General features: G+C 63.5%; 21 protein-coding genes, 3 tRNA genes and 1 other RNA gene. 12 read left to right on the forward strand and 13 right to left on the reverse strand.

What is annotated here, in order from left to right; genetic code table 11:
• Positions 1-28 precede the first annotated feature (28 nt).
• The 10 genes from VMF11_13940 to hppD all read right to left on the reverse strand — a co-directional run bounded on the left by VMF11_13940 (position 29) and on the right by hppD (position 11,933).
• Positions 29-301 carry a hypothetical protein gene (locus VMF11_13940; protein ID HTU71407.1) on the reverse strand — a complete coding sequence of 91 codons (273 nt, stop codon included), beginning with the start codon at positions 299-301 and terminating at the stop codon, positions 29-31.
• A gap of 16 nt (positions 302-317) precedes the next feature.
• The gene (locus VMF11_13945) at positions 318-680 is read right to left on the reverse strand and encodes a hypothetical protein (GenBank protein ID HTU71408.1); all 363 of its coding nucleotides are present in this window, start codon (positions 678-680) and stop codon (positions 318-320) included.
• Positions 681-726: 46 nt separating this feature from the next.
• The gene (locus tag VMF11_13950; GenBank protein HTU71409.1) at positions 727-2,184 is read right to left on the reverse strand and encodes an NADP-dependent isocitrate dehydrogenase; all 1,458 of its coding nucleotides are present in this window, start codon (positions 2,182-2,184) and stop codon (positions 727-729) included.
• Between the two features lie 21 nt (positions 2,185-2,205).
• Positions 2,206-3,666, reverse strand: coding sequence for an ABC transporter substrate-binding protein (locus VMF11_13955; protein HTU71410.1), 1,461 nt, complete (start codon positions 3,664-3,666; stop codon positions 2,206-2,208).
• A gap of 131 nt (positions 3,667-3,797) precedes the next feature.
• On the reverse strand, positions 3,798-5,060 hold the full coding sequence (locus VMF11_13960; protein ID HTU71411.1) for an SUMF1/EgtB/PvdO family nonheme iron enzyme: 1,263 nt from the start codon (positions 5,058-5,060) through the stop codon (positions 3,798-3,800).
• Positions 5,061-5,071: 11 nt separating this feature from the next.
• A complete protein-coding gene (locus VMF11_13965) occupies positions 5,072-7,585 on the reverse strand; it encodes an EAL domain-containing protein (GenBank protein ID HTU71412.1) in 2,514 nt (837 codons plus the stop codon).
• 13 nt (positions 7,586-7,598) lie between these two features.
• The gene (locus tag VMF11_13970; GenBank protein ID HTU71413.1) at positions 7,599-9,038 is read right to left on the reverse strand and encodes an aldehyde dehydrogenase family protein; all 1,440 of its coding nucleotides are present in this window, start codon (positions 9,036-9,038) and stop codon (positions 7,599-7,601) included.
• A 15-nt stretch (positions 9,039-9,053) separates the two neighbouring features.
• Entirely contained in the window at positions 9,054-9,950 is an 897-nt protein-coding gene (gene deoC, locus VMF11_13975) for a deoxyribose-phosphate aldolase (GenBank protein ID HTU71414.1), read from the reverse strand.
• 50 nt (positions 9,951-10,000) lie between these two features.
• The gene (locus VMF11_13980) at positions 10,001-10,774 is read right to left on the reverse strand and encodes a hypothetical protein (GenBank protein HTU71415.1); all 774 of its coding nucleotides are present in this window, start codon (positions 10,772-10,774) and stop codon (positions 10,001-10,003) included.
• Between the two features lie 43 nt (positions 10,775-10,817).
• Positions 10,818-11,933, reverse strand: coding sequence for a 4-hydroxyphenylpyruvate dioxygenase (gene hppD / locus VMF11_13985; protein HTU71416.1), 1,116 nt, complete (start codon positions 11,931-11,933; stop codon positions 10,818-10,820).
• Between the two features lie 52 nt (positions 11,934-11,985).
• Between hppD and VMF11_13990 the strand changes: the two genes are divergently transcribed.
• Positions 11,986-12,858 carry a hypothetical protein gene (locus VMF11_13990; protein ID HTU71417.1) on the forward strand — a complete coding sequence of 291 codons (873 nt, stop codon included), beginning with the start codon at positions 11,986-11,988 and terminating at the stop codon, positions 12,856-12,858.
• A gap of 9 nt (positions 12,859-12,867) precedes the next feature.
• Positions 12,868-14,136, forward strand: a complete 1,269-nt coding sequence (gene fahA, locus VMF11_13995; GenBank protein HTU71418.1) for a fumarylacetoacetase — start codon at positions 12,868-12,870, stop codon at positions 14,134-14,136.
• On the opposite strand, the gene VMF11_14000 is transcribed toward fahA, so the two are convergent.
• From VMF11_14000 to VMF11_14010, 3 genes are read right to left on the reverse strand one after another with little or no spacing between them, the layout of a single operon-like run.
• Positions 14,133-15,302 (reverse strand): homogentisate 1,2-dioxygenase, encoded by a 1,170-nt coding sequence (locus VMF11_14000; protein HTU71419.1) that lies wholly within the window; start codon positions 15,300-15,302, stop codon positions 14,133-14,135. The two genes, fahA and VMF11_14000, sit on opposite strands and share 4 nt — an antisense overlap.
• A 9-nt stretch (positions 15,303-15,311) precedes the next feature.
• Complete coding sequence (locus VMF11_14005; protein ID HTU71420.1) at positions 15,312-15,515, reverse strand: CDGSH iron-sulfur domain-containing protein; 204 nt, start codon at positions 15,513-15,515, stop codon at positions 15,312-15,314.
• A 3-nt stretch (positions 15,516-15,518) separates the two neighbouring features.
• Complete coding sequence (locus VMF11_14010; protein ID HTU71421.1) at positions 15,519-16,001, reverse strand: YbhB/YbcL family Raf kinase inhibitor-like protein; 483 nt, start codon at positions 15,999-16,001, stop codon at positions 15,519-15,521.
• A gap of 63 nt (positions 16,002-16,064) precedes the next feature.
• Between VMF11_14010 and ffs the strand changes: the two genes are divergently transcribed.
• From ffs to VMF11_14060, 10 genes are all read left to right on the forward strand, one after another.
• Positions 16,065-16,163: signal recognition particle sRNA small type (gene ffs / locus VMF11_14015), an RNA gene on the forward strand.
• A gap of 43 nt (positions 16,164-16,206) precedes the next feature.
• Positions 16,207-16,644, forward strand: a complete 438-nt coding sequence (locus VMF11_14020; protein HTU71422.1) for a DUF4446 family protein — start codon at positions 16,207-16,209, stop codon at positions 16,642-16,644.
• Positions 16,641-17,552, forward strand: a complete 912-nt coding sequence (locus tag VMF11_14025; protein HTU71423.1) for a M23 family metallopeptidase — start codon at positions 16,641-16,643, stop codon at positions 17,550-17,552. Before VMF11_14020 ends, VMF11_14025 begins: the two co-directional genes overlap by 4 nt.
• 19 nt (positions 17,553-17,571) lie before the next feature.
• Positions 17,572-17,841 (forward strand): YggT family protein, encoded by a 270-nt coding sequence (locus VMF11_14030; protein ID HTU71424.1) that lies wholly within the window; start codon positions 17,572-17,574, stop codon positions 17,839-17,841.
• A 1-nt stretch (position 17,842) separates the two neighbouring features.
• The gene (gene lepA / locus VMF11_14035; protein HTU71425.1) at positions 17,843-19,672 is read left to right on the forward strand and encodes a translation elongation factor 4; all 1,830 of its coding nucleotides are present in this window, start codon (positions 17,843-17,845) and stop codon (positions 19,670-19,672) included.
• A gap of 11 nt (positions 19,673-19,683) precedes the next feature.
• A complete protein-coding gene (locus VMF11_14040; GenBank protein HTU71426.1) occupies positions 19,684-20,277 on the forward strand; it encodes a non-canonical purine NTP pyrophosphatase in 594 nt (197 codons plus the stop codon).
• Positions 20,274-21,131 (forward strand): GNAT family N-acetyltransferase, encoded by an 858-nt coding sequence (locus VMF11_14045; GenBank protein ID HTU71427.1) that lies wholly within the window; start codon positions 20,274-20,276, stop codon positions 21,129-21,131. Before VMF11_14040 ends, VMF11_14045 begins: the two co-directional genes overlap by 4 nt.
• 58 nt (positions 21,132-21,189) lie before the next feature.
• Positions 21,190-21,266: transfer RNA gene (locus tag VMF11_14050), tRNA-Pro, on the forward strand.
• Between the two features lie 51 nt (positions 21,267-21,317).
• Positions 21,318-21,391 (forward strand) — tRNA-Arg (locus tag VMF11_14055).
• A 23-nt stretch (positions 21,392-21,414) separates the two neighbouring features.
• A tRNA-His gene (locus VMF11_14060) sits at positions 21,415-21,491 on the forward strand.
• Positions 21,492-21,511 lie beyond the last annotated feature (20 nt).

A 21,511-nucleotide genomic window follows, 5' to 3' on the forward strand; every position in this document is an offset into this window, starting at 1 on the left:
CGCTGCGGGTTTTCGACCCATGCGGACGTCAACGCGGCGCTGGAGATCCGCCGGCGAGCGCAGTTGGCGCTCTCAAGACTCCCGGATACCGGTGCGGAGCCGGTTGCAGCGTAGGATGCGTTGCAAGGCAGTCACAACGAAAGAAGAGCGCCGGGATCAGGACGAGCGGTACTCCCGCCGGATTGCCGAACCGTTCGACCCGCAGGATGCCGGCGGTGAAGGTCTCGCGCGGCGCGACCTGGCGCTGCGCGACCGCGCCCAGCAGCGGCAGCGCGAGGAGGAAGAGAGGGGCGATCTTCATACCGCCCGGTTACTCGCTACCGGCGCGCCGACCTTGCGATGCGCCGTGCGCGCGTGCAGCGCAGATCGCGCTCGGCGTGCGCGCGCCGGTACACTCGGACCAGGCGGTCGACGAACCCATGAATCCACGGGTCGTCGGGATAGTGCCGGTACCAATCCTCGATCGTGACTTCGAGGGTATCGATGCCGCGCAGATTGCGCGCGAGGTCGCGGTTGGTATCCCGTTCGAAAGCGACCAAGCGATTGCGGATCTCCAGCACGCTCTCTTTGAACGGGCCGAAATACTCGTCGGCGGGCGCAGGACCGCCCGCCTGCGCGGCGAGCGGAGCGAGCGCACAGACGAATGCGAGAATAACGGCGAAGCTGCGAAGCGGCGGCACTGTACTCCGGTTATCGGAGCGCAATGCCATGGCTTACACTTGCTTGCTACTGACCTTGCGCCAGCGAGTACCCGCGCTCGCCGTTGAAGGTGAAGAGCCCCTCGGTCTTGATCACGTCCAGACCCACGCGATCGGCTGCTGCGAGCAGTTGGATCACGTGCTCCGCCGTGAACAGATCGTCGCCGTCGGCTTCGAAACGGCATTGCCAGTGATCGCTCCAGTACGTGTCGGGATTGCCGTTCGGCCACACCTTCGTACCGCGATTGCTGATCACCGTGAGTTTGGTGCCCGCGACGTTGAACTTTTCCATCAACGCGGCGATCTGGTCCGGATTTCCGTCGCGCCGGTCGATGAAGAGATCCACCCCGACCCGAATCTTCATCGGCGGTTTGCCGGCCGGCCGGATCGCGAGGTTCATATGAACGTCCTTCGCGTATTCCGCGCGTTTGAGTTGCTGCGGCGCTTGCCCGAGTCGCGCGATGACCGCGTCGCCGAACTCCTTGGTTCCAACCTTCTCTTTCGAGACACCCGCTTTGTAGATGTCGTAGGTGTGGATCCCGTCTTCGATGGTGCGCAGCCACGCATTGTGCACGCGCTCCGCGACGTCGGCCTGAGCGATGTGCACGAGCATGAGAATCGCGCCGTGCAGCAACCCGGAGGGATTGGCGAGGTTCTGGCCGGCGCGGCGCGGCGCCGAACCGTGAATCGCTTCGAACATCGAGCCGTGATCGCCGATGTTGGCCGAACCCGCCAGACCGACCGAGCCGGTGATCTGGGCGGCGACGTCGGAGAGCACGTCACCGTAGAGATTGGGCATCACGATCACGTCGAACGCTTCGGGCGTGTCCGCCAACTTGGCCGCGCCGATGTCGACGATCCAGTGCTCGTGTTCGATCTCCGGATATTCCTTGGCGATCTCTTCGAACGTCCGGTGGAACAGCCCGTCCGTGATCTTCATGATGTTGTCTTTGGTGAAGCACGTGACTTTTTGGCGCTTGTTTGCGCGCGCGTATTCGAAGGCGTAACGGATGATGCGCTTGCTGCCGGGCCGGGAGATCAGTTTGAGGCACTGCGCGACCTGATTGGTCTGGCGATGCTCGATGCCGCCGTACACGTCCTCCTCGTTCTCGCGCACGATCACGATGTCCATGTTCGGATGTTTCGTTGCCACGAATGGGTACAGTGAGGCGCATGGCCGCACGTTGGCGTACATGCCCAGCGTCTTGCGGACGGTCACGTTGAGGCTCTTGAAACCGCCGCCTTGCGGCGTCGTGATCGGGGCCTTGAGAAAGACCTTGGTCCGCCGGAGCGACTCCCATGCCGACGGCTCGATTCCGCTGTCCAAGCCCTTTTCGTAGATCGATTCACCGATCGTGATGCGCTCGACGTCGAGTGCGGCGCCGCCCGCCTCGATGATGCGCAGCGTCGCGTCCATGATTTCGGGTCCGATGCCGTCGCCGTACGCGACGGTCACCGCAACCTTGGTTCTCGTTGTCGTGGTCACCGGAGGCTCCTTAGGAAGTGGTTATGGGGAAGATAACGTCCACTGCGAAGCGTTCCACGCCTCGCCGATGCCGTTCGGTTCGAAATTACGCAGAGCCGGCGTAAACGCATAGCGCTGCTTTTGGTAGAAGAGGAAGATCGCCGGCACGTCGTTCACGAGCAGCCGTTCGATCTGCGCGGACGCGCGCTTGCGTACCGCGACGTCGAAGGTCGAGAGCGCGAGGCGCTGCGCAGCGTCCATCTGGGGCGAGATATAGCGGTCGACGTTGTTGCCGGCCGGCGGTATCTCGGTGCTGAGCCACTGCGAGGAATCGTCGGGATCGCCGCCCGAGATCCAGGCGTAGAACCCAACGTCGAACTTCCCGCCGTAGAACACGCCGCCGTCCGCCGCGGGAGCGTAGAGCGATGCGTAGGGATAGCTCTTCGGTTGGATGTCGACGCCGACGGCGCGCCACATCTGCTGGATCTCCACGATGACGTTGCGGGCGATGTCGCTGCCCTGCGGGTACACGAAGAGCAGCGAAAGCTTCGTTCCGTTCTTGGCGCGGATGCCGCCGGGACCGGGAATCCAGCCGTCGGCCTGTAGTAGTGCCTTCGCCTTGGCGGGATCGTAGGGCTGGGCTTTCAGGTTCGGATCGTAGGCCCAATAAAAGGGAGAGAGATCGCCGACGCCGATGCTCGCCTCGCCAAACTCGTTGTCGTGCATGATCGAGGCGCGATCGGTCGCGTACGCGAGCGCGACGCGCACCGTCTTATCGTCGAGCGGCGCGTGCGCCAGGTTGAACATGAACGCGTCGTAGACCGGCGCCTCGACGGGCAGCAGTTTCACGTTGGGGTCGTTCTCGAGCGAGTGATAGGAGGGGCCCGACATCGTGATCGCGAGTTGCGACTCACCGGTTCGCATCTGTGCCGCCGTCGTGTTCGAGTCCGGGATCAGTTTGATGTCGAGTTCTCGGATCGTGGGCGCGCCGCCGAAGTAGTCGTCGTTCGCGGTGAGCACGATCCGGTCGCCGCGAACCCAGCGCGCGAACCGGTACGGTCCGTCGCTTACGCTGGGCTCGGCGTTGAACGGTGCCGTATTCAAGTTGGTGACGTGTTCGAGCACGTGCGCGGGAAGAATGTCGTACGGATCGTCGCTCTCACCGAAAAAATAATCGACGATCGGCGGAAAGACGCGTTTCATGTGGAGGACGACGGTGTAGGGATCGGGCGTATCGAGAGAGCGGATCATGTCGAAGCCGTGGCGCGAGACCACGTTGTTGTTCGGGTTCATGATCTGCTCGTAGGTGTACTTGACGTCGGCGCTGGTGACCGGCTGACCGTCGGTCCACTTCGCGTTCTTGCGGAGGCGGTAGGTGATCGTGAGGCCGTCGCGGCTGATGCCGCCGTTGGCAAGACTCGGAACGACCGCCGCCAGATCCGGAACGTGGTGTTGATGCGCGTCGAGCGTGACCAGCTTGGCGAAGAGCAGATCGTCTACCAAGCCTTCGATGTTCTCGGTCGCGAGGATCGGGTTGAGCGTGTTCGGGACGATCGGTACGGCGATGGTCAGCGAAGCGTTCGAAACGTTCGAAACGCCGGCCCGCGTGCACGCCGCGAGCAGAAGGACCGCGATTAGGCGACGCAGCGGAACTTCGCGTACATGAAGGGATAGTCGCCGTAGAACCAGTTGCGGAAGGAAGGCCGAATCAACTCTCGCGCCGTGACCGGCGAAGCGCCTTTCATGACGTAATGCCGGCCGTCGAAGAAATCGGCCGAGTACTCGGGATAGGAAGCCATCGGCACGAATCCCGGAAACGGTCCGAAAACGGTCGAAGTCCATTCCCATCCATTTCCGATCAAGTCCTCGATTTCCCACGCGCTGGCACCGGCCGGATGCGCGTCCACCGGTTCGGGGTCGAACCGTTCGAAGTCGAAATTGCCGTCCATCGAATCCGGCGGCGCGTCACCCCATGGATAGCTGCGTTCTTCACCATAGGGCGTGCCGTACGCCGCGCGATGGAACTCCGCTTCGGTCGGCAGACGCATTCCGACCCATGTCGCATAGGCCTGCGCTTGATCGTGGCTGACGTAGACCGGCCAGGAACGCGGAAGCGGTAGCTCTTCGAAAACCCCACGGAGGAAGAATTCGCCGTCGCGCTCGATCCAGAAGTGTGGAACCGGGCCGCCGTCGGCGACGAAGCGCAGCCAATCGCCGTTGGTCACCGGATAGCGCGCCATTGCAAAACGCGGAACGGCGACCTCGTGCGCCGGAAATTCGTTGTCCCAACCGAAAACGGCCGTGTCGGGATCGGCACCGAGCCGCGCGATTCCGGCGGACACGGTTTGCATCGGATTCTCGGCGCGTGCATGGTCGTGGTGCTCCTGCGCGATGCGGCCTTTGTAGCGATAGTCGAGCTGATGGATGATGTAGAGCAACGTTTCGTGGTGCATCGGCTCGTGCTCGAGGATCGTGTACGCCGCTTGGCCGCGCCGCAGCCGCGGAACCGCGGGATCGACGAGGGTGGCGTTGGCCAGCGCGTCCAGTACGCGCTCATCGCATTCACGGGCGAAGCGCTCGACCTGCGCGCGGGAGGGCCAGTCCTCCCGCTCGTGCGAACGCGCCGCGTCCGGCGATGAAGGATCGATGCCGCGCTGGAAGAGACGTTCGAGCGCCGGGTCGAGCGGTGTCTGTCCGAGTGCGCGCTCGTTGAGCGTGAGGAAACTGAACGCAGGCAAGTGTCCTTCGTAAAAGATGAAGGGATGACGCAGCGGGATCGGGCGCTGCAGGAACGCGCTTTCATCGACCAGCGCGAAGATCTGCGCCGAACGCTCGCGATTTCGGCGATACCAATCGGAGAGAGCGCGGCGGTCCAAGCCCGGTGTCGTCGAAATCATCGCTTGTTCCTTTACCCCGATACGGCGCGCGCATCGCGCCGGCGCTGAACGAACTCTTCGAACTCGGCCGCCGGGAGCGGCGGTGCGATCGCGTAGCCCTGGACTAAGTCGCAGCCGTTTTCGGTGAGGAATGCCAGTTGTCCCAGCGTTTCGACGCCTTCGGCAACGACCTCGAGGCCGAGGCTGTGCGCCATGCCGATCACCGTCTTCACGATCGTTTCATCGAAAACTTCGTGCCCGACGCCGACCACGAACGACCCATCGATCTTCAAGACGTCGAGCGAAAACCGGCGCAGGTAGGCGAGCGATGAGTAGCCGGTGCCGAAATCGTCGACCGCGAGCCTGATGCCCAGTGCCTTGAGATCGCGCACGATGCCGACGGTCTGCGCCGCGTCCGACATCGCGACGCTCTCGGTGATCTCCACCTCCAAGAATTCCGGTTCGAGATGCGCGCTCTCGATCGCGTGCAGCACCCGGCGGCGAAGATCGCGCTGATGGAACTGGCGACCGGAGAGATTGACCGCCAGCCGCAGCGGCGCTAGTTCTTCACGCCAGAGATGAACCTGTTTGGCGGCGGTTTCGAGCACCCAATCGCCGAGCGGTACGATCAATCCCGAAATCTCGGCGCTGGGAATGAAGTGCGAGGGTTCGATCAAGCCGCTCTTGGGATGGTTCCAGCGCACCAGCGCTTCGACGCTAACCACCTCGCCGGTACGCAGATCGAGCTGCGGCTGATAGTAGACGACGAATTGATCGTACTCGAGCGCGCGCCGCAAGAGTTTCTCCTGCGAGAGGCGCATGTGAATCGGCGCTTCGAGCGTGGGATTGTAAAAATAGTAGCCGTTGCGCCCGCGGTCCTTGGCGCGGTACATGGCGATGTCCGCGTTCTTGATCAAGGTCTGGTCGTCGCGACCGTCCTCGGGATAGACGGCGACGCCGATACTGGTCGAAATGTACTGTTCGTATTCGTCGAGCGAAAACGGTTCGCTGACGATCGCGATGATGCGCTCGCCGACGTCGCGCACGTGGTCCGCGTCGCGGCAATCGGTCATGAGCACGACGAACTCGTCGCCGCCCATGCGGGCGATCGTCGCATCGTCGCCGAGCTCCTTGACCAAACGTTGCGCCACCATTTGCAGTAGCCGGTCGCCGCGCGCATGTCCGAGCGTGTCGTTCACGTCTTTGAAGCGGTCCAAATCGAGGAAGAGCACGGCGACGCGGCCCAGCCGCGACTGCGCTACCTCGATCGCGTCCCGCAGTTTTTCGGCGAGAAAAACGCGGTTGGGCAACCCGGTGAGGGCGTCGAAGTACGCCATCGCGCGCAGGCGCGCCCGCTGGCGGCTGCGATCGATCGTTCCCGCGATGAGCGTTGCGATCAATCCCAGCAGGTCGGCGTCGGTCGAGGAGAACTCGCGAATCGCGCCGTGCGGATCCGCGAAGACGAGCGCGCCGTAAGGGTCACCCGCGACGTCGAGCCGCATCGCGATCCCGTTGCGGAACGGCACGGGAATCGCGGCGCCGGGAAGCGCGGCAACTTCCTGCGCCATGACGTTGATCGCATCGTCGGAGATCGTATCCGCGCCCGGTTCGCGGTAGACGGCCTCGATGCGCGGGCCGCCGCGCGCGATCTCGACGACGGCGCCGAGGGTGAGATCGCACGCATGGCAGCCCATTTCGAGCGAGGCGCGCATGCGAACGTCGGGGTAGTCGCCGCTCGCTGCAATGAAATACAAGTTCCGGATGCGCAGGCTTTGCATCTCGGCGCGGCGTTCGGCCGCCCGGCGCTCGGTGATGTCCTGCAGGACGCCGTAGATGCCGACGCGTTCACCGTCTTTGTATTGCGGGATCAGCGTGACTTCCAATTCGTAGGGCGTGCGGTCGGCACGCACCGACTCGACGGTGATCGTGACCGGCTCGCCGTCCAACGCGCGATTGAACGCCGCAGCCGCGCGATAATGCTCGCGCTCGGGAAGGAACTCGTCGAAGTGCCGGCCGATCACGGCTTCGCGCTCGAAGCCGCCGGTGCGCATCGTCGCCTCGTTGATATCGAGGATGATGCCGTCGCGGCCGACCTCGATGATGCCGGCGGGGTTGTTCTCGAAAAGCGAACGGAAGCGTTCTTCGCTTTCGGCGAGCGCGTTTTGCGCGGAGAGGGCGTCGGTGAGATCCTCCGCGTACGAAAGCGCATGGTACGTGCTGCTGTCCTGTACGGCGAACGTCGTCCAGCGGCAGGTACGAATCTCTCCGTTTGCGCGATGATTGCGGTTGACGTTGACGAGCGTGCGGATCGTATCGAGCCCGTCGAGCCGCTGCTGGACTTCCCGCACGATCGGTTTGTCGGCAGGTGCGACGAAATCGAAGTCGTCGATCGTCTTTCCGACGACCTCCGACCAACTGTAGCCGAACATGTCGGCCGCGCGTGCCGACCAGTAGGTTATGCGATAGCCGGCATCCCACGCGATGATTGCGAGCGGAGAACGCGAGAGCAGATCGTCGAGGAGCCGAAGGTCGCGTTCGCCGAGCATCGTCCCAGAGCTCTTAGTGGTGGGCCAGGTACTCGTAGAGCCCGTGGACGCCGCCTTCGCGGCCGAATCCGGATTCGCGGAACCCGCCGAAGGGCGAACTGGGATCGAATTGGTTGAAGGTGTTACACCACACCACGCCCGCACGCAGGCGCTGTGCCACCCACATGTTCTTGCTTCCCTTGTCGGTCCAGACGCCCGCCGAGAGCCCGTACGGCGTATTGTTCGCCTTCTCGACCGCCTCGTCGGGCGTGCGGAAGGTGAGAATCGAGAGCACGGGGCCGAAGATTTCCTCGCGCGCGATGCGATGCGATTGGTGCACGTTGGTGAAAAAGGAGGCCGGAAAGAAAAATCCGCGCGCCGGCAGGTCGCACTGCTGCTGGACGAGCGTCGCTCCCTGCTCGACGCCGCTGCGCACCAGTTCTTCGATCTTATCGAGCTGCGCGCGCGAGTTGATCGCACCGATATCGGTATTCTTATCGAGCGGATCGCCCAAGCGCAGCGTCTGCAGCCGCTCGGTCAACCGCACGACGATCTCGTCGTGCACCCGTTCCTCGACGAGCAGCCGCGAGCCGGCGCAGCAGACGTGACCTTGATTGAAATAGATTCCGTTGACCACGCCTTCGATCGCCTGGTCCATCGGGGCGTCGGCGAAGACGATGTGGGCCGCCTTGCCGCCGAGTTCGAGCGTGAGGCGCTTGTCGCTTCCGCTCAAGCGTCGCGCGATCGCCTTGCCGACTTCGGTGGACCCGGTGAAGGCGATTTTGTCCACGTCGGGATGTTCGACCAGCGCCGCTCCGGTCGCGCCGTCACCGGTCACGACGTTGACCACGCCGGGCGGAAGATCGGCTTCTTCGATGATCTGCGCGAGGGCGAGCGCGGTCAAGGGTGTGGTCTCGGCAGGCTTGAGCACGACGGTGTTGCCGCAGGCAAGCGCGGGCGCGAGTTTCCACGCCGCCATCAGGAGCGGAAAATTCCACGGCACGATCTGGCCGCAGACGCCGAGCGATTGCGGCTCGCGACCGGCGCGCATCACCCACTCGAGCTTGTCGGCCCAGCCCGCATAATAGAAGAAGTGCGCCGCCGAAGTCGGGACGTCGAAGTCACGCGACTCCTTGATCGGCTTGCCGCCGTCCATCGTTTCGAGGACCGCAAGTTCGCGTGAGCGCTCGGTGATCGACCGCGCGATGCGATAGATGTACTTTGCCCGGTCGGCGTTCTTGAGCTTGCGCCAGTATTTATCGTACGCCTTGCGCGCGGCGCGAACCGCACGGTCGACGTCGGCGTCATTCGCGTAGGCGACGCGAGCGAGGGTGGTCTCGCTTGCCGGATTGACGGTATCGAAATACGTCTCGCTCGCGGGCGGCGTCCAGCGTCCGTCGATGAACAGCCCGTAGTCTTCGCGAATCTGTGGCCGCACGCTTTCGGGCGCCGGCGCGTAATCGAAGATCGCCATCCTCTTGCCAGGCTCCTAGTCCTTTGGTATGTAGTCGGTTCCCGCGTAGTGACCCGTTTCTTCTTTTTCCAGTTGCATCAGCAAATCGTCGAGCAACGCGCTCGCGCCGATACGAAATCGGTCCGGTCCCAACCACGTATCGCCGAGCGTCTCTTTGACGATGACCAGATAGGTCAGAGCTTGTTTGGTCGTGCGCACGCCGCCCGCGACTTTGAGGCCGCGCCGTTCGCCCGTGCGGCGCGCGAAATCGCGAATTGCCTCGCACATCACCAGCGCCGTGGGGAAGGTCGCGTTGGTGCCGGCCTTTCCGGTCGAGGTCTTGATCACGTCTGCGCCTGCTTCCAGTGCGAGATCGCTTGCGCGGCGGGTGTTGTCGTAGGTCCCGAGTTCGCCCGTCTCAAGAATGACTTTGAGATGCGCGTCGCCGCAGAGCTGCTTGACCGCGGCGATCTCTTCGAAGACCGCGCGCTCGTCGCCGGAGAGAAATGCGCCCCGATCGATCACCATGTCGATCTCGTCCGCGCCGGCTGCGAGCGCCGCGGCGGCGTCGGCGAGCTTGACCTCGAGATTCGAGAGTCCGCTCGGAAACGCGGTTGCAACCGAAGCAACTTTGACCGAGGTGCCGCGCAGCGCGTCTTTGGCGGCGGGAACCAGATTCGGGTAAACGCAGACCGCGGCGACGCTCGGAACGTTGGGCCAGCCCGGCCGCGGGTTCACCGCTTTCGCGCAGAGCGAGCGAACGCGCCCGTTGGAATCCTTCCCTTCGAGCGTGGTGAGATCGATGCAGCGGATCGCGAGCGTGATACCCTCGAGCTTGGCGGAGGTTTTGATCGACCGTTTCGCAAGCGAGGCCGCGCGCGACTCGAGCATGACCGCGTCGACGGGAATGTTCGGGCTGAGCAGGGCCGGCATAGGACCCCGAAGCTTCGTTGACCGCAGTCCCAATCCCCGGCATGCGTCGTCTACGGCGATCTCCACGTGACCGCGCCGGTCGCGTTGTAGTTCGTAAAGCCGCTCGTACCATCGGTGTATTCGCCCGCGTAGACGCGCTCGGTTCCGTTGTTGTCGAAGAGCTTGAGCAGCGAGCCGCCGGTACCCGAGACGCCGATCACGCCGCGTTCTTTGCCGTCTGACTGGTTGAACTGGAGAAAGGGCGTGGCTTGTCCTTCGAGGCTGACCACCTGTTGCGAGGTCGTCGCGAACATTCGCAGCAGACCGTCTTCCTGATCGGTCTGTCCGAGATCCACCACCTCATGGCCGTCCTTGGCAAACATGCGCAGCAGATCACCGTTCCCGCTGCTCATGCCCAGATACAGCCGCTCGGTGTTGGATGAGTCGTAAATTTTTTCGCTCGGATAGTCGCTGGCGGCGATCTCGATGAGGTCTTTGCCGTTGGCGCCGGCCATGTCGATGTAGGGATTGTTGTGATAGCCGACCCACATGCGCTGTGCGCCGGTTTCGTCGTAAAAAGCGAGAACCGGAGTTTCCGCCGAAGAAGGACCTAGGACGAGCTGCGTGGTGCCCTTGGCGTCGAAGAGATGAAAGCCTTGGGCATCGATGCGGACGCGCACGTTGCCGGCTGCATCGGAAAAGGTGAGGTCCTTTTGCTGCGCCTGCGTGGTGGCGATCGTTGCGGCGAGTGCAAAGAGGACCACCATGAGAATCAACATGCGCCGCAGGGACGTCGTTTTGCGTTCGAGAGCGTCCAACCGTTGCTGAAATGAAAGATCGGACATGAGAGAACCTCCCAGTGCCAGAGTGTGACTGGGGTTCTCTTTCTTACAAGGTTCCGCGCTTCTCCTGTTCTTTTTCGATCGACACGAAGAGCGCCTTGAAATTGCCCTTCCCGAACGAGAGGCTGCCCTTGCGCTGGATGATCTCGAAGAACACCGTGGGCCGGTCCTGAAGCGGTTTGGTGAAGATTTGAAGCATGTACCCGAGATCGTCGCGATCGACCAGGATCCGGCGTTGGCGCAGCACGTCGAGCGATTCGTCGATCGTTCCCACGCGCTCGCCGAGAAGCTCGTAATAGCTATCGGGCGTGTCCAAGAACTCGACCCCGTTGTAGCGCAGCGCGTCGATCGTCGCCACGATGTCGTCGGTGCGGATCGCGATGTGCTGCACGCCCGAGCCTTTATAGAATTCGAGATACTCCTCGATCTGCGATTTCTTCTTGCCGTGCGCCGGTTCGTTGATCGGGAACTTCACTTGATGGCGCGGATCGGTCATCACCTTGGACTTGAGCGCGGTGTATTCGGTCGAGATATCCTTATCGTCGAACGAGACGAGCTGCGAGAAGCCGAAGACGTTGGCGTAAAAATCGCCCCAAGCGTCCATTTCTCCCCACCCGACGTTGCCGACGCAATGGTCGATGAACCGCAAACCGGGCTTCTTGCTGCCCGGGAGACTCCGGCGCGCTTCGACATAGCCCGGCATGAAGGCGCCCCGATATCCGTCGCGCTGCACGAATGTGTGCACGGTATCGCCGTAGGCGGCAATCGTCGCGCGCACGATGCGTCCGCTCGCATCCGAGGATTCGGCCGGAGCGGCGAGCGATTTCGCGCCGCCGGCGATCGCGCGAGCATACGCAGCGCGGACGTCTTCCACCAAAATCGCGACGTCCTTGACGCCGTCGCCGTGAAGCAGCACGTGTTGGGCGATCTCGCCGTCGCTGCGCAGGCTGGCCGTGATCACGAAGCGGAGCGCGTTTTGTTCGAGCACGTAGCTGCAGCGGTCTTTGATGCCGGTTTCAGGACCGGCGTACGCGACTTGATCGAAGCCGAACGCCGACATATAGTAGTGAGCGGCCTGCTTTGCGTTGCCGACGTAAAACTCGACGTAGTCCCAGTCGATTCTCGCCAGCGGATTACTGCGCGCTTCGGTGCTCGTGCTCATGATGGCAGGGCTTGGCGAAGCGTCGGGAGGGGCCCTGTCGAAAGAGAAAACGATGACTACGACCGTCCCGACCCACGCGGTTCGCGCCGCCTTCGAGCACCTCATCGACTACGCCGGGCTCTTTCCCCCGGCGCTGCTTGCGGTGGAGGAGGCCTTAGAAGAATACGACCGGGCGCGCGCCGGCGCGCAGGCGTGGATGCTCGGCCGGTTCGTGATTCCGGTCTCGCGGTTGGCGGAGATCCGCGACCTTCTCGCCGGGCGCGAACGGGTCGCACTTTCGGTGATCGCCGCGCCCGAGGCGTTCGAGCTCGTGGCGGAAGCGCGTAACGAGAACTGGGCCGAGATCGCAGCGCTCGAGGTGCCGCTGGGGGACCTGACGATCGCGGAGTGCGCGGCGCGGGCAAAGCGCGCCGGCTTGCGCGAGCTGCCGTCCTACGTCGAACTGCCGCGCGGCGCCGGCACCGAAGAACTCACGAACGCGATGGAGGCGCTAGCCGCGTGGCGCCTCGGGGCCAAACTTCGCTGCGGCGGAGTCGAACCGGAGGCCTATCCGAGTATTGCCGACGTTGCCGCGTTTCTCGTTGCGACCCAGGAGGCCGGGACCCGCTTCAAGGCGACGGCCGGCCTGCATCACCCGGTACGGCACTTCAACCGCGAGATCGGCGTGAGCATGCACGGCTTCCTCAACCTGCTCGCTGCGGCCGCCTTCGCACCGCACGTCGACCGTTCCACCCTCGAGGCAATCGTGGGCGAAGAGGACCCCGACGCATTCGAGTTGGGAAGCTCGCTGCGTTGGCGCGATCAGGAGATCGGCGCGGGCGAACTGGCGGTGATGCGCAGCACGCGTTTCGTCGGATACGGCAGTTGCAGCTTCACCGAGCCGGTCGAGGATCTGCGCGCGCTCGAAATCTTGCCGCCCGGCTAGGCTTCGAAGGTGCCGCACATCGATTCGTGGATTCCCGTTCCGCCGGGGAGCGACTTCACGATCTACAACCTGCCCTACGGCGCCTTCGAGCGCGGCGGGCGTGCCCATCTCGGTGTCGCGATCGGCACGCAGATTCTCGATCTGCACGCGCTCGCGGATTCGGGCCTGGTCGAGGGCATCTGCGAACCCGAACTGCTGACCGCGCCGCGGCTCAATCCGTTCCTCGCCGCCGGCCCGCCGGTTTGGAAGCGGCTGCGTCTGCACCTGGCGGCCTTGCTTCGCGGCGACGATCGCGGCAACGCCGCACTACGCGACCGAAATCCGGACGCATTTTTCGTCGAGCAGCGCGACGCGCGTATGCTCGTGCCGATCGAGATCGGGGATTACGTCGACTTCTACTCATCGCTGGAACACGCGACGAATTTGGGGAAGCTCTTTCGCCCGAACACGGATCCGCTGCTGCCGAATTGGCGTCATCTTCCGGTAGGCTACCATGGACGGGCGAGCACGATCGTGATCGACGATACGCCGATCGTGCGTCCGAACGGCCAGCGCAAACCTGCGGGCAGTGACGTTCCGGCGTTCGGGCCGAGCCAGCGTCTGGACATCGAACTCGAGGTCGGTTTCGTCACCGGTCCGGGAAATCGGCTGGGCGAACCGATCCCGATCGGGCGAGCGCGCGAGCACGTCTTCGGTCTGGTGCTGGTGAACGATTGGAGCGCACGCGATATTCAGGCATGGGAATATCAGCCGCTCGGACCGTTTCTCGGAAAATCGTTCGCAACGACGATCTCGCCCTGGATTGTCACGCTCGATGCGCTCGAGCCCTTTCGGACGCTCGGTCCGCCGCAAGATCCGGCACCGCTGAACTACTTGCGGGGGTCCGAGCGTTCGGCATACGACATCAAGCTCGTAATCGATCTTTCGACGGCGCAGATGCGCGCACGCGGTACCGCGCCGGTCACGCTCGCGCGTACGAACTTCAAGACGCTCTACTGGAGCATCGCACAACAGCTTGCGCACATTACGTCGAACGGAACGCAGATCCGGCCCGGCGATTTGTACGCGTCGGGAACGATCAGCGGGAGCGAGCCGGAATCCCAAGGCAGCCTGATCGAGTTGACGTGGAACGCCACCAAGCCGATCCACCTTCCGGACGGCGAGGTGCGCGGGTTCCTTCAGGACGGCGACGAGATTACGCTGCGCGGCTGGTGCGAACAAGGCGAGTTTCGCATCGGCTTCGGCAGGGCGCGGGGAATGATTCGACCGGCCCGTTAACGCGTCGGAGCGGGTTCTTCCACCCAAGAGCGGTAGTACTGCTCGTCTTCGACCTCGAGCGCCGACGGCGCGAGATGCAGCGGTTTGAAGGTGTCGACCATGACCGCGATCTCGTCGGTCGACTTGGCGCCGAGGCTCGCCTCGACGGCTCCCGGCTGCGGCCCGTGCGGCGCACCCGCGGCGTGCAGCGTGACCGATCCCGCTTCGACGCCGCGCCGGCTCATGAAGTTGCCGCTCACGTAGAAGATCACTTCGTCGCAATCGACGCTCGAGTGATTGTACGGAACGGGAATCGCCAGCGGATGATAGTCGAAGAGGCGCGGCACGAACGCGCAGAATGCGGCTCCGGGCGCCTCGAACGTCGCGTGCGCCGGCGGCGGCTGATGCAGCTTGCCGGTGATCGGCGCGAACTCTTCGAGATTGAACGCGTACGGATAGCAATAGCCGTCCCAACCGACGACGTCGCACGGGTGATTCTGCACGACGTAGATCGCGTGGCGCCCGGCGTTGCTCACGCGCACCTCGTACTCGCCGCGCGCATCGACGGGTGCCTTGAGCACCGGTGCGCGAAAGTCGCGCTCGTAATAGGGAGCGTGTTCTTCGAGCTGACCGAACTCATTGCGGTAGCGGCGTGGGATCGTCACCATGCCGCGTGACTCGTGCACGAGTATTCGCGCCGGCGATGCGGGCAGCACGCGGTAGGTGGTGCCGGTCGGAATCACCACGTAGTCGTGGGCGCGAAATGCAAGCTCGCCGAAGGGCGTCTCGATCACGCCCGCACCTTCGTGGATGAAGAGCAACTCGTCGCCGCCGGTATTCCGATACCAATACTCCATCGGGCGATCGGCCTGCGCGATCGCGATCGTGATGTCGTCGTTGCCCAAAACCGGGCGGCGCGATTCGATCGCGTCGCCGCCGGTGTGCACGCGCGCCGTCTTGAAGTGACGATTGCGGAGCGGTTCGTTCGGCACGAAGTGCGAGGCGGGGCGGTCCCACTGGCGCACTTCGAGCGTGGCGGTCGGCGGCCGCAGATGGTAGAGCAGCGAATAGACGCTTTCGAAGCCCTTGGTGGAGAAGAGCTCCTCCGCGTAGAGTCCGCCGTCGGGGCGCCGAAATTGGATGTGGCGCTTGTGAGGGAGGGAGCCGGCGCGAACGTACGAGGGCATTGATTACTCCTATTGCGGGGCGCGCTGCATGGCTTCGAAGCCGTTGGTGCGGTGCGTGCCGTCGCAGAACGGCTTGTTCGCCGATCCGCCGCAGCGGCACAAGACGAAGTTCTCTTCGACCGTGTACTCGGTGCCCTCGGCATCGGTCAACCGCACGCGGCCGGTCACCAGATACGGGCCATTTTCGCGGACTTTGATCGTGACGTCTTCCATCGGTCAGTCTCTCCTCGTTCGTTGCAGCACGGCAACCAATTCGGTTTGGGCGAGAATGTGCCCGCGCATTCGTTGCTGGAGTTCTTCCGCGTCCAACGGCTGCATGCTGCGTACCGCTACGTCGAGGGCATAGAGGGTCAGGTGGTAGTGATGGAGCTTGCCGGGCGGCGGGCAGGGGCCGAAGTAGCCGATGCTGCCGGAGTCGTTGCGGCCCGAGCGCGATGCAGGAATCGGCGCCGCGGCCGCGAGTTCGCCGCTGCGGGGCGGGAGATCGTAGACGACCCAATGATAGAAGCCGCCGGGATGCGGCGCGTCGGGATCGTGGAGAACGAGCGCAAGACTGCGCGTGCCGGATGGAACGCCGCTCCACCGAAGCTGCGGCGAGAGGTTGGACCCGCCGCAGGGCAATGCGATCATCGCTTGCGGAACGGTTGCTCCCGAAGCGAACGTTGCACTGAAAAGCACCAAGGCAAGCAGGGCGTTCACGCGTGTGACCTCCTCGGCAACGGCGGCCGAGGCCCTATGGTATCATGGCGGGGCCATGATGGGGGTTGGGCTTCACGCGGCGTAACCTTGTGAACCCCGCCAGGACCGGAAGGTAGCAACGGTAAGCGAGTCCTTACGGGTGCCGTGAAATACCTCAGCCCTCGTCGTGGTTCCTTATTGTGCTGCTCCGACTCCGTACTGTGCTATGCCGACATTGACGATCTACGCTGCGCTCGCAGCCTTCGCCGCGGCCCTGGCCGCGCTCATCATCTATCATCTGGCCGTCGTCGCGCCGGCGCTGCGCCGCGCCCATGCGCTGGCGGATACCGAAGGGACCCTGGGAGCCGAACAGGCGACCCTCAAAAGGGTCGTCCAGCAGGTAAGCGAACTCGAAGGCCTGGCTCGTACGGACCTCTCGCGGGTCGGGTTCGTCCGCTACGACGCCTTTGAGGATACCGGTTCGGAACTCTCCTACGCGCTGGCTCTGCTCAATCGTGAGGGAGACGGCGTCGTGATCTCGAGTATCTATTCGCGTACCGACACACGCACGTACGGCAAAGCCGTTCACGGATACAAACCGGCAGTCAACGCTTCGGAAGAAGAACTTCGTGCGATCGAACGGGCGCGATCAGCGCAGGCATGATAACCGATCGATATTATGTGAAAATCGTCCCCGAACGGGGCGAGACGGTTCATCGCTTTCAAATACGGCGCCGGCATGTCGCCGCGGTGTTGAGCGCGCTTGCGCTCGTGATCCTCGGATCAATCGGTTTCGCGTTTGCCGAGGTCGTGCACGCGCGCATGCAGGTTGCGCACTTGGCCGCGCAGGCCGCGGCGCAGCAGGCAACGCTCCGGCAGATCGACCGGCAGACCGAGACGTTGTGCAAAGCGCTGCAGCACGTGCAGCGGCAAAATACCGAGATCCGTCAGCTGATCGGCGCGCCGCCGTCTGCGCCGGTGCGCAGAAAAACGTCCTGGGTGAGAGGAGCCACGCTGCAGGCGGCGGCGGCGCGCATGCGTATCCTGAGCGCCGAGAGCGACGCGCTCGCCCACGAGTCCGACGCGGACCGGACGCTGGCGATGCGCGTGCTCAACATCCGCCACATCCGCGATCTGGCGCGGGCGCAGATGATCGCGGCGATTCCGTCGATCAATCCCGTCGGTGACGCACCGATCATCGGTTGCTATTGCTATCGCACCTATCCCGACGTCGAGTTCCATCCCGGCGTGGATTTAGGCGCGGATTACGGCACGACGGTTCACGCGGCGGCGGCCGGCGTCGTGGTCGCCAACGGCTACGACGGCGGATACGGCATCAAGATCGACATCGATCACGGCAACGGGTACCACACCTGGTACGCACACCTCTCGCGCGTCCTCGTTTCCGTCGGGACGCACGTGTATAAGGGCGAAGCGATCGGCCTGGTCGGCGCGACGGGCTTTGCAACCGGACCACACCTGCACTACCAGATCATGTACGATGGCTCGCCGGTCAATCCGACGCCGTATCTCCACGGCGTACCGGCAAATGTCTTAGCCAAGCTACCGTAGAAGCTGGAACATCGTGTTCATGTGCCAACTCGATCAACTGATCGTCTGGGTCTTTCGCGCCTACTCGGTGCTGCTCTTCGTCTATGCCATCTTGTCGTGGATCCCGGATCTGCGCGGACCATGGGTGCGCTACCTTGCCGCGGTGGTCGAGCCGGTGCTTGCGCCGATTCGTCGAATCATACCGCCGCTCGGCGGTCTCGACATGGCGTTTCTCGTGCTGATCGTCCTGATCAACTTTGTGATCGTGCCGATTCTCCAGCGAGCGGTGTACAGCGCTTGCTACTTCTAGGATGAGCATCAAAGCCGAAAATCCCCATCGGATCGAAATTGCGGCGAATGTCCGCAATTTTTGTATCATCGCGCACATCGATCACGGGAAAACGACGCTCTCCGATCGCCTCCTCGAATTGACCCGCACGGTCGCCGCCCGCGACATGGAAGAGCAGGCGCTCGACGCGATGGATCTGGAGCGCGAGCGCGGGATCACGATTCGCATGCATCCCGTCACGCTGAACTACAAGGCGCGCAACGGCGAGACGTATCAGCTCAACCTGATCGACACGCCGGGTCATGTGGATTTTTCGTATGAAGTCTCTCGCTCGCTGGCCGCGTGCGAGGGCGCCTTGCTGATCATCGACGCGGCCCAGGGTATCGAGGCACAGACGCTGGCGAACTATCACCTCGCGCTCGAGCATGACCTCACGATCATTCCGGTGATCAATAAAATCGATCTGCCGGCGGCGGATCCGGAGCGCGTGATGGGCGAGGTCGAGGAGCTGCTGATCATCGAGCGCAGCGAGTGCATCCTTGCCAGCGCCAAGAACGGCGTCGGCATCGACGAGATCCTCGAAGCAATCGTCAGCCGTATTCCGCCGCCCAAAGGTCATCGCGATCTTTTGCGTGGTCTCGTGTTCAACGCGCAGTTCGACACCTATCGCGGCGTCGTCTCGTACGTGCGGGTCGTCGACGGGGAGCTGAAGGCGGGAAGCCGCTTTATGTCGATGGCGCATCAAAAAGTCTACGAGTGTACCGAAGTCGGCGTCTTTAGCCCGCAGATGGTGCCGACGAAGACGCTCACGCTGGGCAGTGTCGGCTACGTGATCGCGAACATCAAGTCTCTGGGTGACATCGACGTCGGCGACACGCTCACCGAGGCGGCCAAACCGGCGCACGTGGCGCTGGCAGGCTATCGCAAAGCCGTGCCGATGGTCTACTGCGGCCTCTATCCGAACGAAGGCGCGGAGTACGGAGATCTGCGCGACGCGCTCGAAAAAATGAAACTCAACGACGCCGCGCTCTCGTACGAGCCGGAAACGTCGGTAGCCCTCGGGTTCGGTTTCCGTTGTGGCTTTTTGGGCCTCTTGCACATGGAGATCGTGCAAGAGCGCCTCGAGCGCGACTTTAGCATCGACCTGATCGCGACCTCGCCGTCAGTGGTCTTTCGCGTGACCCGGACCGACGGCACGGTAGAAATGATCGACAACCCATCCAAGCTGCCGGTGAGCAACGTGATCGAGACCATCGAGGAACCGTTCGTGAAAGCGACGATCATTACGCCGCCGGATTACGTCGGCTCGATCATGGATATCACGATCTCACGGCGCGGCTCGCTGCTCAACATGGAATACCTCCACGACGGGCGGGTGATCTTGACCTTCGAGATGCCGCTCATCGAAGTGATCGTGGACTACTTCGATCAGCTCAAATCGCGCACGAAGGGTTACGCCTCGCTCGACTACGAGGTGATCGGCTATCGCGAAGGCGATTTGGTCAAGCTCGAAATCTTGCTCAACGCCGAACCGGTCGACGCGCTCTCGTTCATCGTCGCGCGGGAGAAGGCAGCCGCCCGCGGACGTGCGCTCACCGAAAAATTGAAAGAGCTGATCCCGCGGCAGATGTTCGACGTGCCGATCCAGGCCGCGATTGGCGGCAAGATCGTCGCACGCGAGACGGTGAGCGCCCAGCGAAAGAACGTGCTCGCAAAGTGCTACGGCGGTGACATCACCCGCAAGCGCAAGCTGCTCGAGAAGCAGAAGGCCGGCAAGGAACGAATGAAGCGCGTCGGCCGCGTTGAGCTGCCGCAAGAAGCGTTCATGGCCGTCCTCAAGCTCGAGGAGTAATCACCTCGTTTGTGATCACCTACCTTGCGAGTAAGAACGAAGGAAAGCTCGCGGAGATTCGTACGATGCTGGCCGGCTCACCGCTCGTGCTCGAAACGTTCCCCGATTATCGCGATCCCGAAGAAGGCCACGAAAGCTACGTCGACAACGCGCTGCTCAAAGCACGCGCGCTGCGTTCGCAATTGCGCGCGGCGGGAATCGCCGATGCGGCGGTGCTGGCCGACGATTCGGGGATCGAACTCGACGCGCTCGGCGGGGGACCGGGCGTCGACTCGGCGATCTACGCCGGGGCACGGACGAGCTGGCCGGATCGCCTCGCGACGATGATGCGCGAGGTTGCCGTGCGTGGGGGCGCGGCGCGCGGCGCGCGGTTCGTCTGCGTGATGGCGCTCATTCTACCGGACGGCCGCGAGGTCGTCGTGCGCGGCGACGTCCGCGGTGAAATCGCTCCCGAGCTGCGCGGCACGAACGGCTTCGGATACGACCCGCTCTTCTACTATCCGCCGATCGGCAAGACGTTCGGTCAGATTCCCGAAGCGGAAAAAAATGAGCTCAGCCACCGCGGACGGGCCGCGCGCGCATTGATCCAGGCGGTCGCGACTTGAGCGAACCGCAGATCGCCGCTGCCAAAGAGGCCGACGTCCGCGCGCTCGCTGCGCGGCGCTGGCCTGACGAAAGCAGCCGCCGTCTCTATGTGAGTCTGGCCGAGAACGCGCCGCGCGGAGCATTCGTTGCGCGTGACGAGGGTACACCGATCGCGATCGCATTCGCGCACGAACTCGCGAACGAGTGGTTCGTAAGCGAGCTGTACGTCGAGCCGTCGTTTCGCGGCGCGGGCCTGGGATGGAAACTGTTGCGCTCCGCGACGGATGAATCGGGTGACGTCTCGCTTGCCGGCGTGATCGAGGCGAACGATACGGCGTCGCTTGCGTTCTTTCTGCGCCGCGGGATGGGATTGCACGTGCCGCTGCTTCGCGTCGCCGGCGAGATTCCAAAGGAAGAGGAGTTGTTGCCGATGGCGGCGGGCGACTACCGCTTCGTGACGATGCCGATCGATGCGAGCGCGCATTCGCATGTGATCGGCACGCTCGATCGCGAAACGCGTGGAACCGCGCGGCCGGAGGATCACGTCCGGTTCGCGCAGGCCGCAATGGGGACGTTGTTTCTGCTCAACGACGAGCTGGTGGGCTACGCGTACGTGTGGCCGGACGGCCGGATCGGTCCGATGGTCGCGGCGTCGGCCGCGTATCTCACCCAGTTCTTCGGCTTCGCGCTCGTGTCGCTGCGGCGCACGTATGGTGCGTCGTGGTGCACCGCGCTCGTCCCCGGAAGCAACGTGCGCGTGATGCGCGCCGCGGTGCGCATCGGGTTGGTTTTGGACGAAGTGCGCATCTTCGCGACCGATCTCCCGCTGATCGATTTCTCGCGCTACGTCGGATTTCACGCACTCGATTTCTGACGCTTCACGACCGGGAGAGGAGACTGCTTGACCTGGGCTGGTATAAATGGATGGTCGGCGGGGCGTAGCTCAGCTTGGTAGAGCGCTTCGTTTGGGACGAAGAGGCCGCGTGTTCGAATCGCGTCGCCCCGACCACTTGCGAGAGCGTGGTATCCTAGCCAGGGTACCCGCCCTCGGCCTTTTTTGGCGCCCGTGGTCTAACAGGATAAGGCACGAGTCTTCTAAACTCGAAGATGGGGGTTCGAGTCCCTCCGGGCGCGAAGCATCGGCCCCGGCAAATGCGGTGACTGTAGCTCAGTTGGTTAGAGCGCCGGTCTGTGGATCCGGAGGTCGGGGGTTCGACCCCCCTCAGTCACCCCACGTGATCGAAGAGCCCGTCC

This window comes from Candidatus Baltobacteraceae bacterium, assembly GCA_035502855.1.
Taxonomy (GTDB): domain Bacteria; phylum Vulcanimicrobiota; class Vulcanimicrobiia; order Vulcanimicrobiales; family Vulcanimicrobiaceae; genus Aquilonibacter.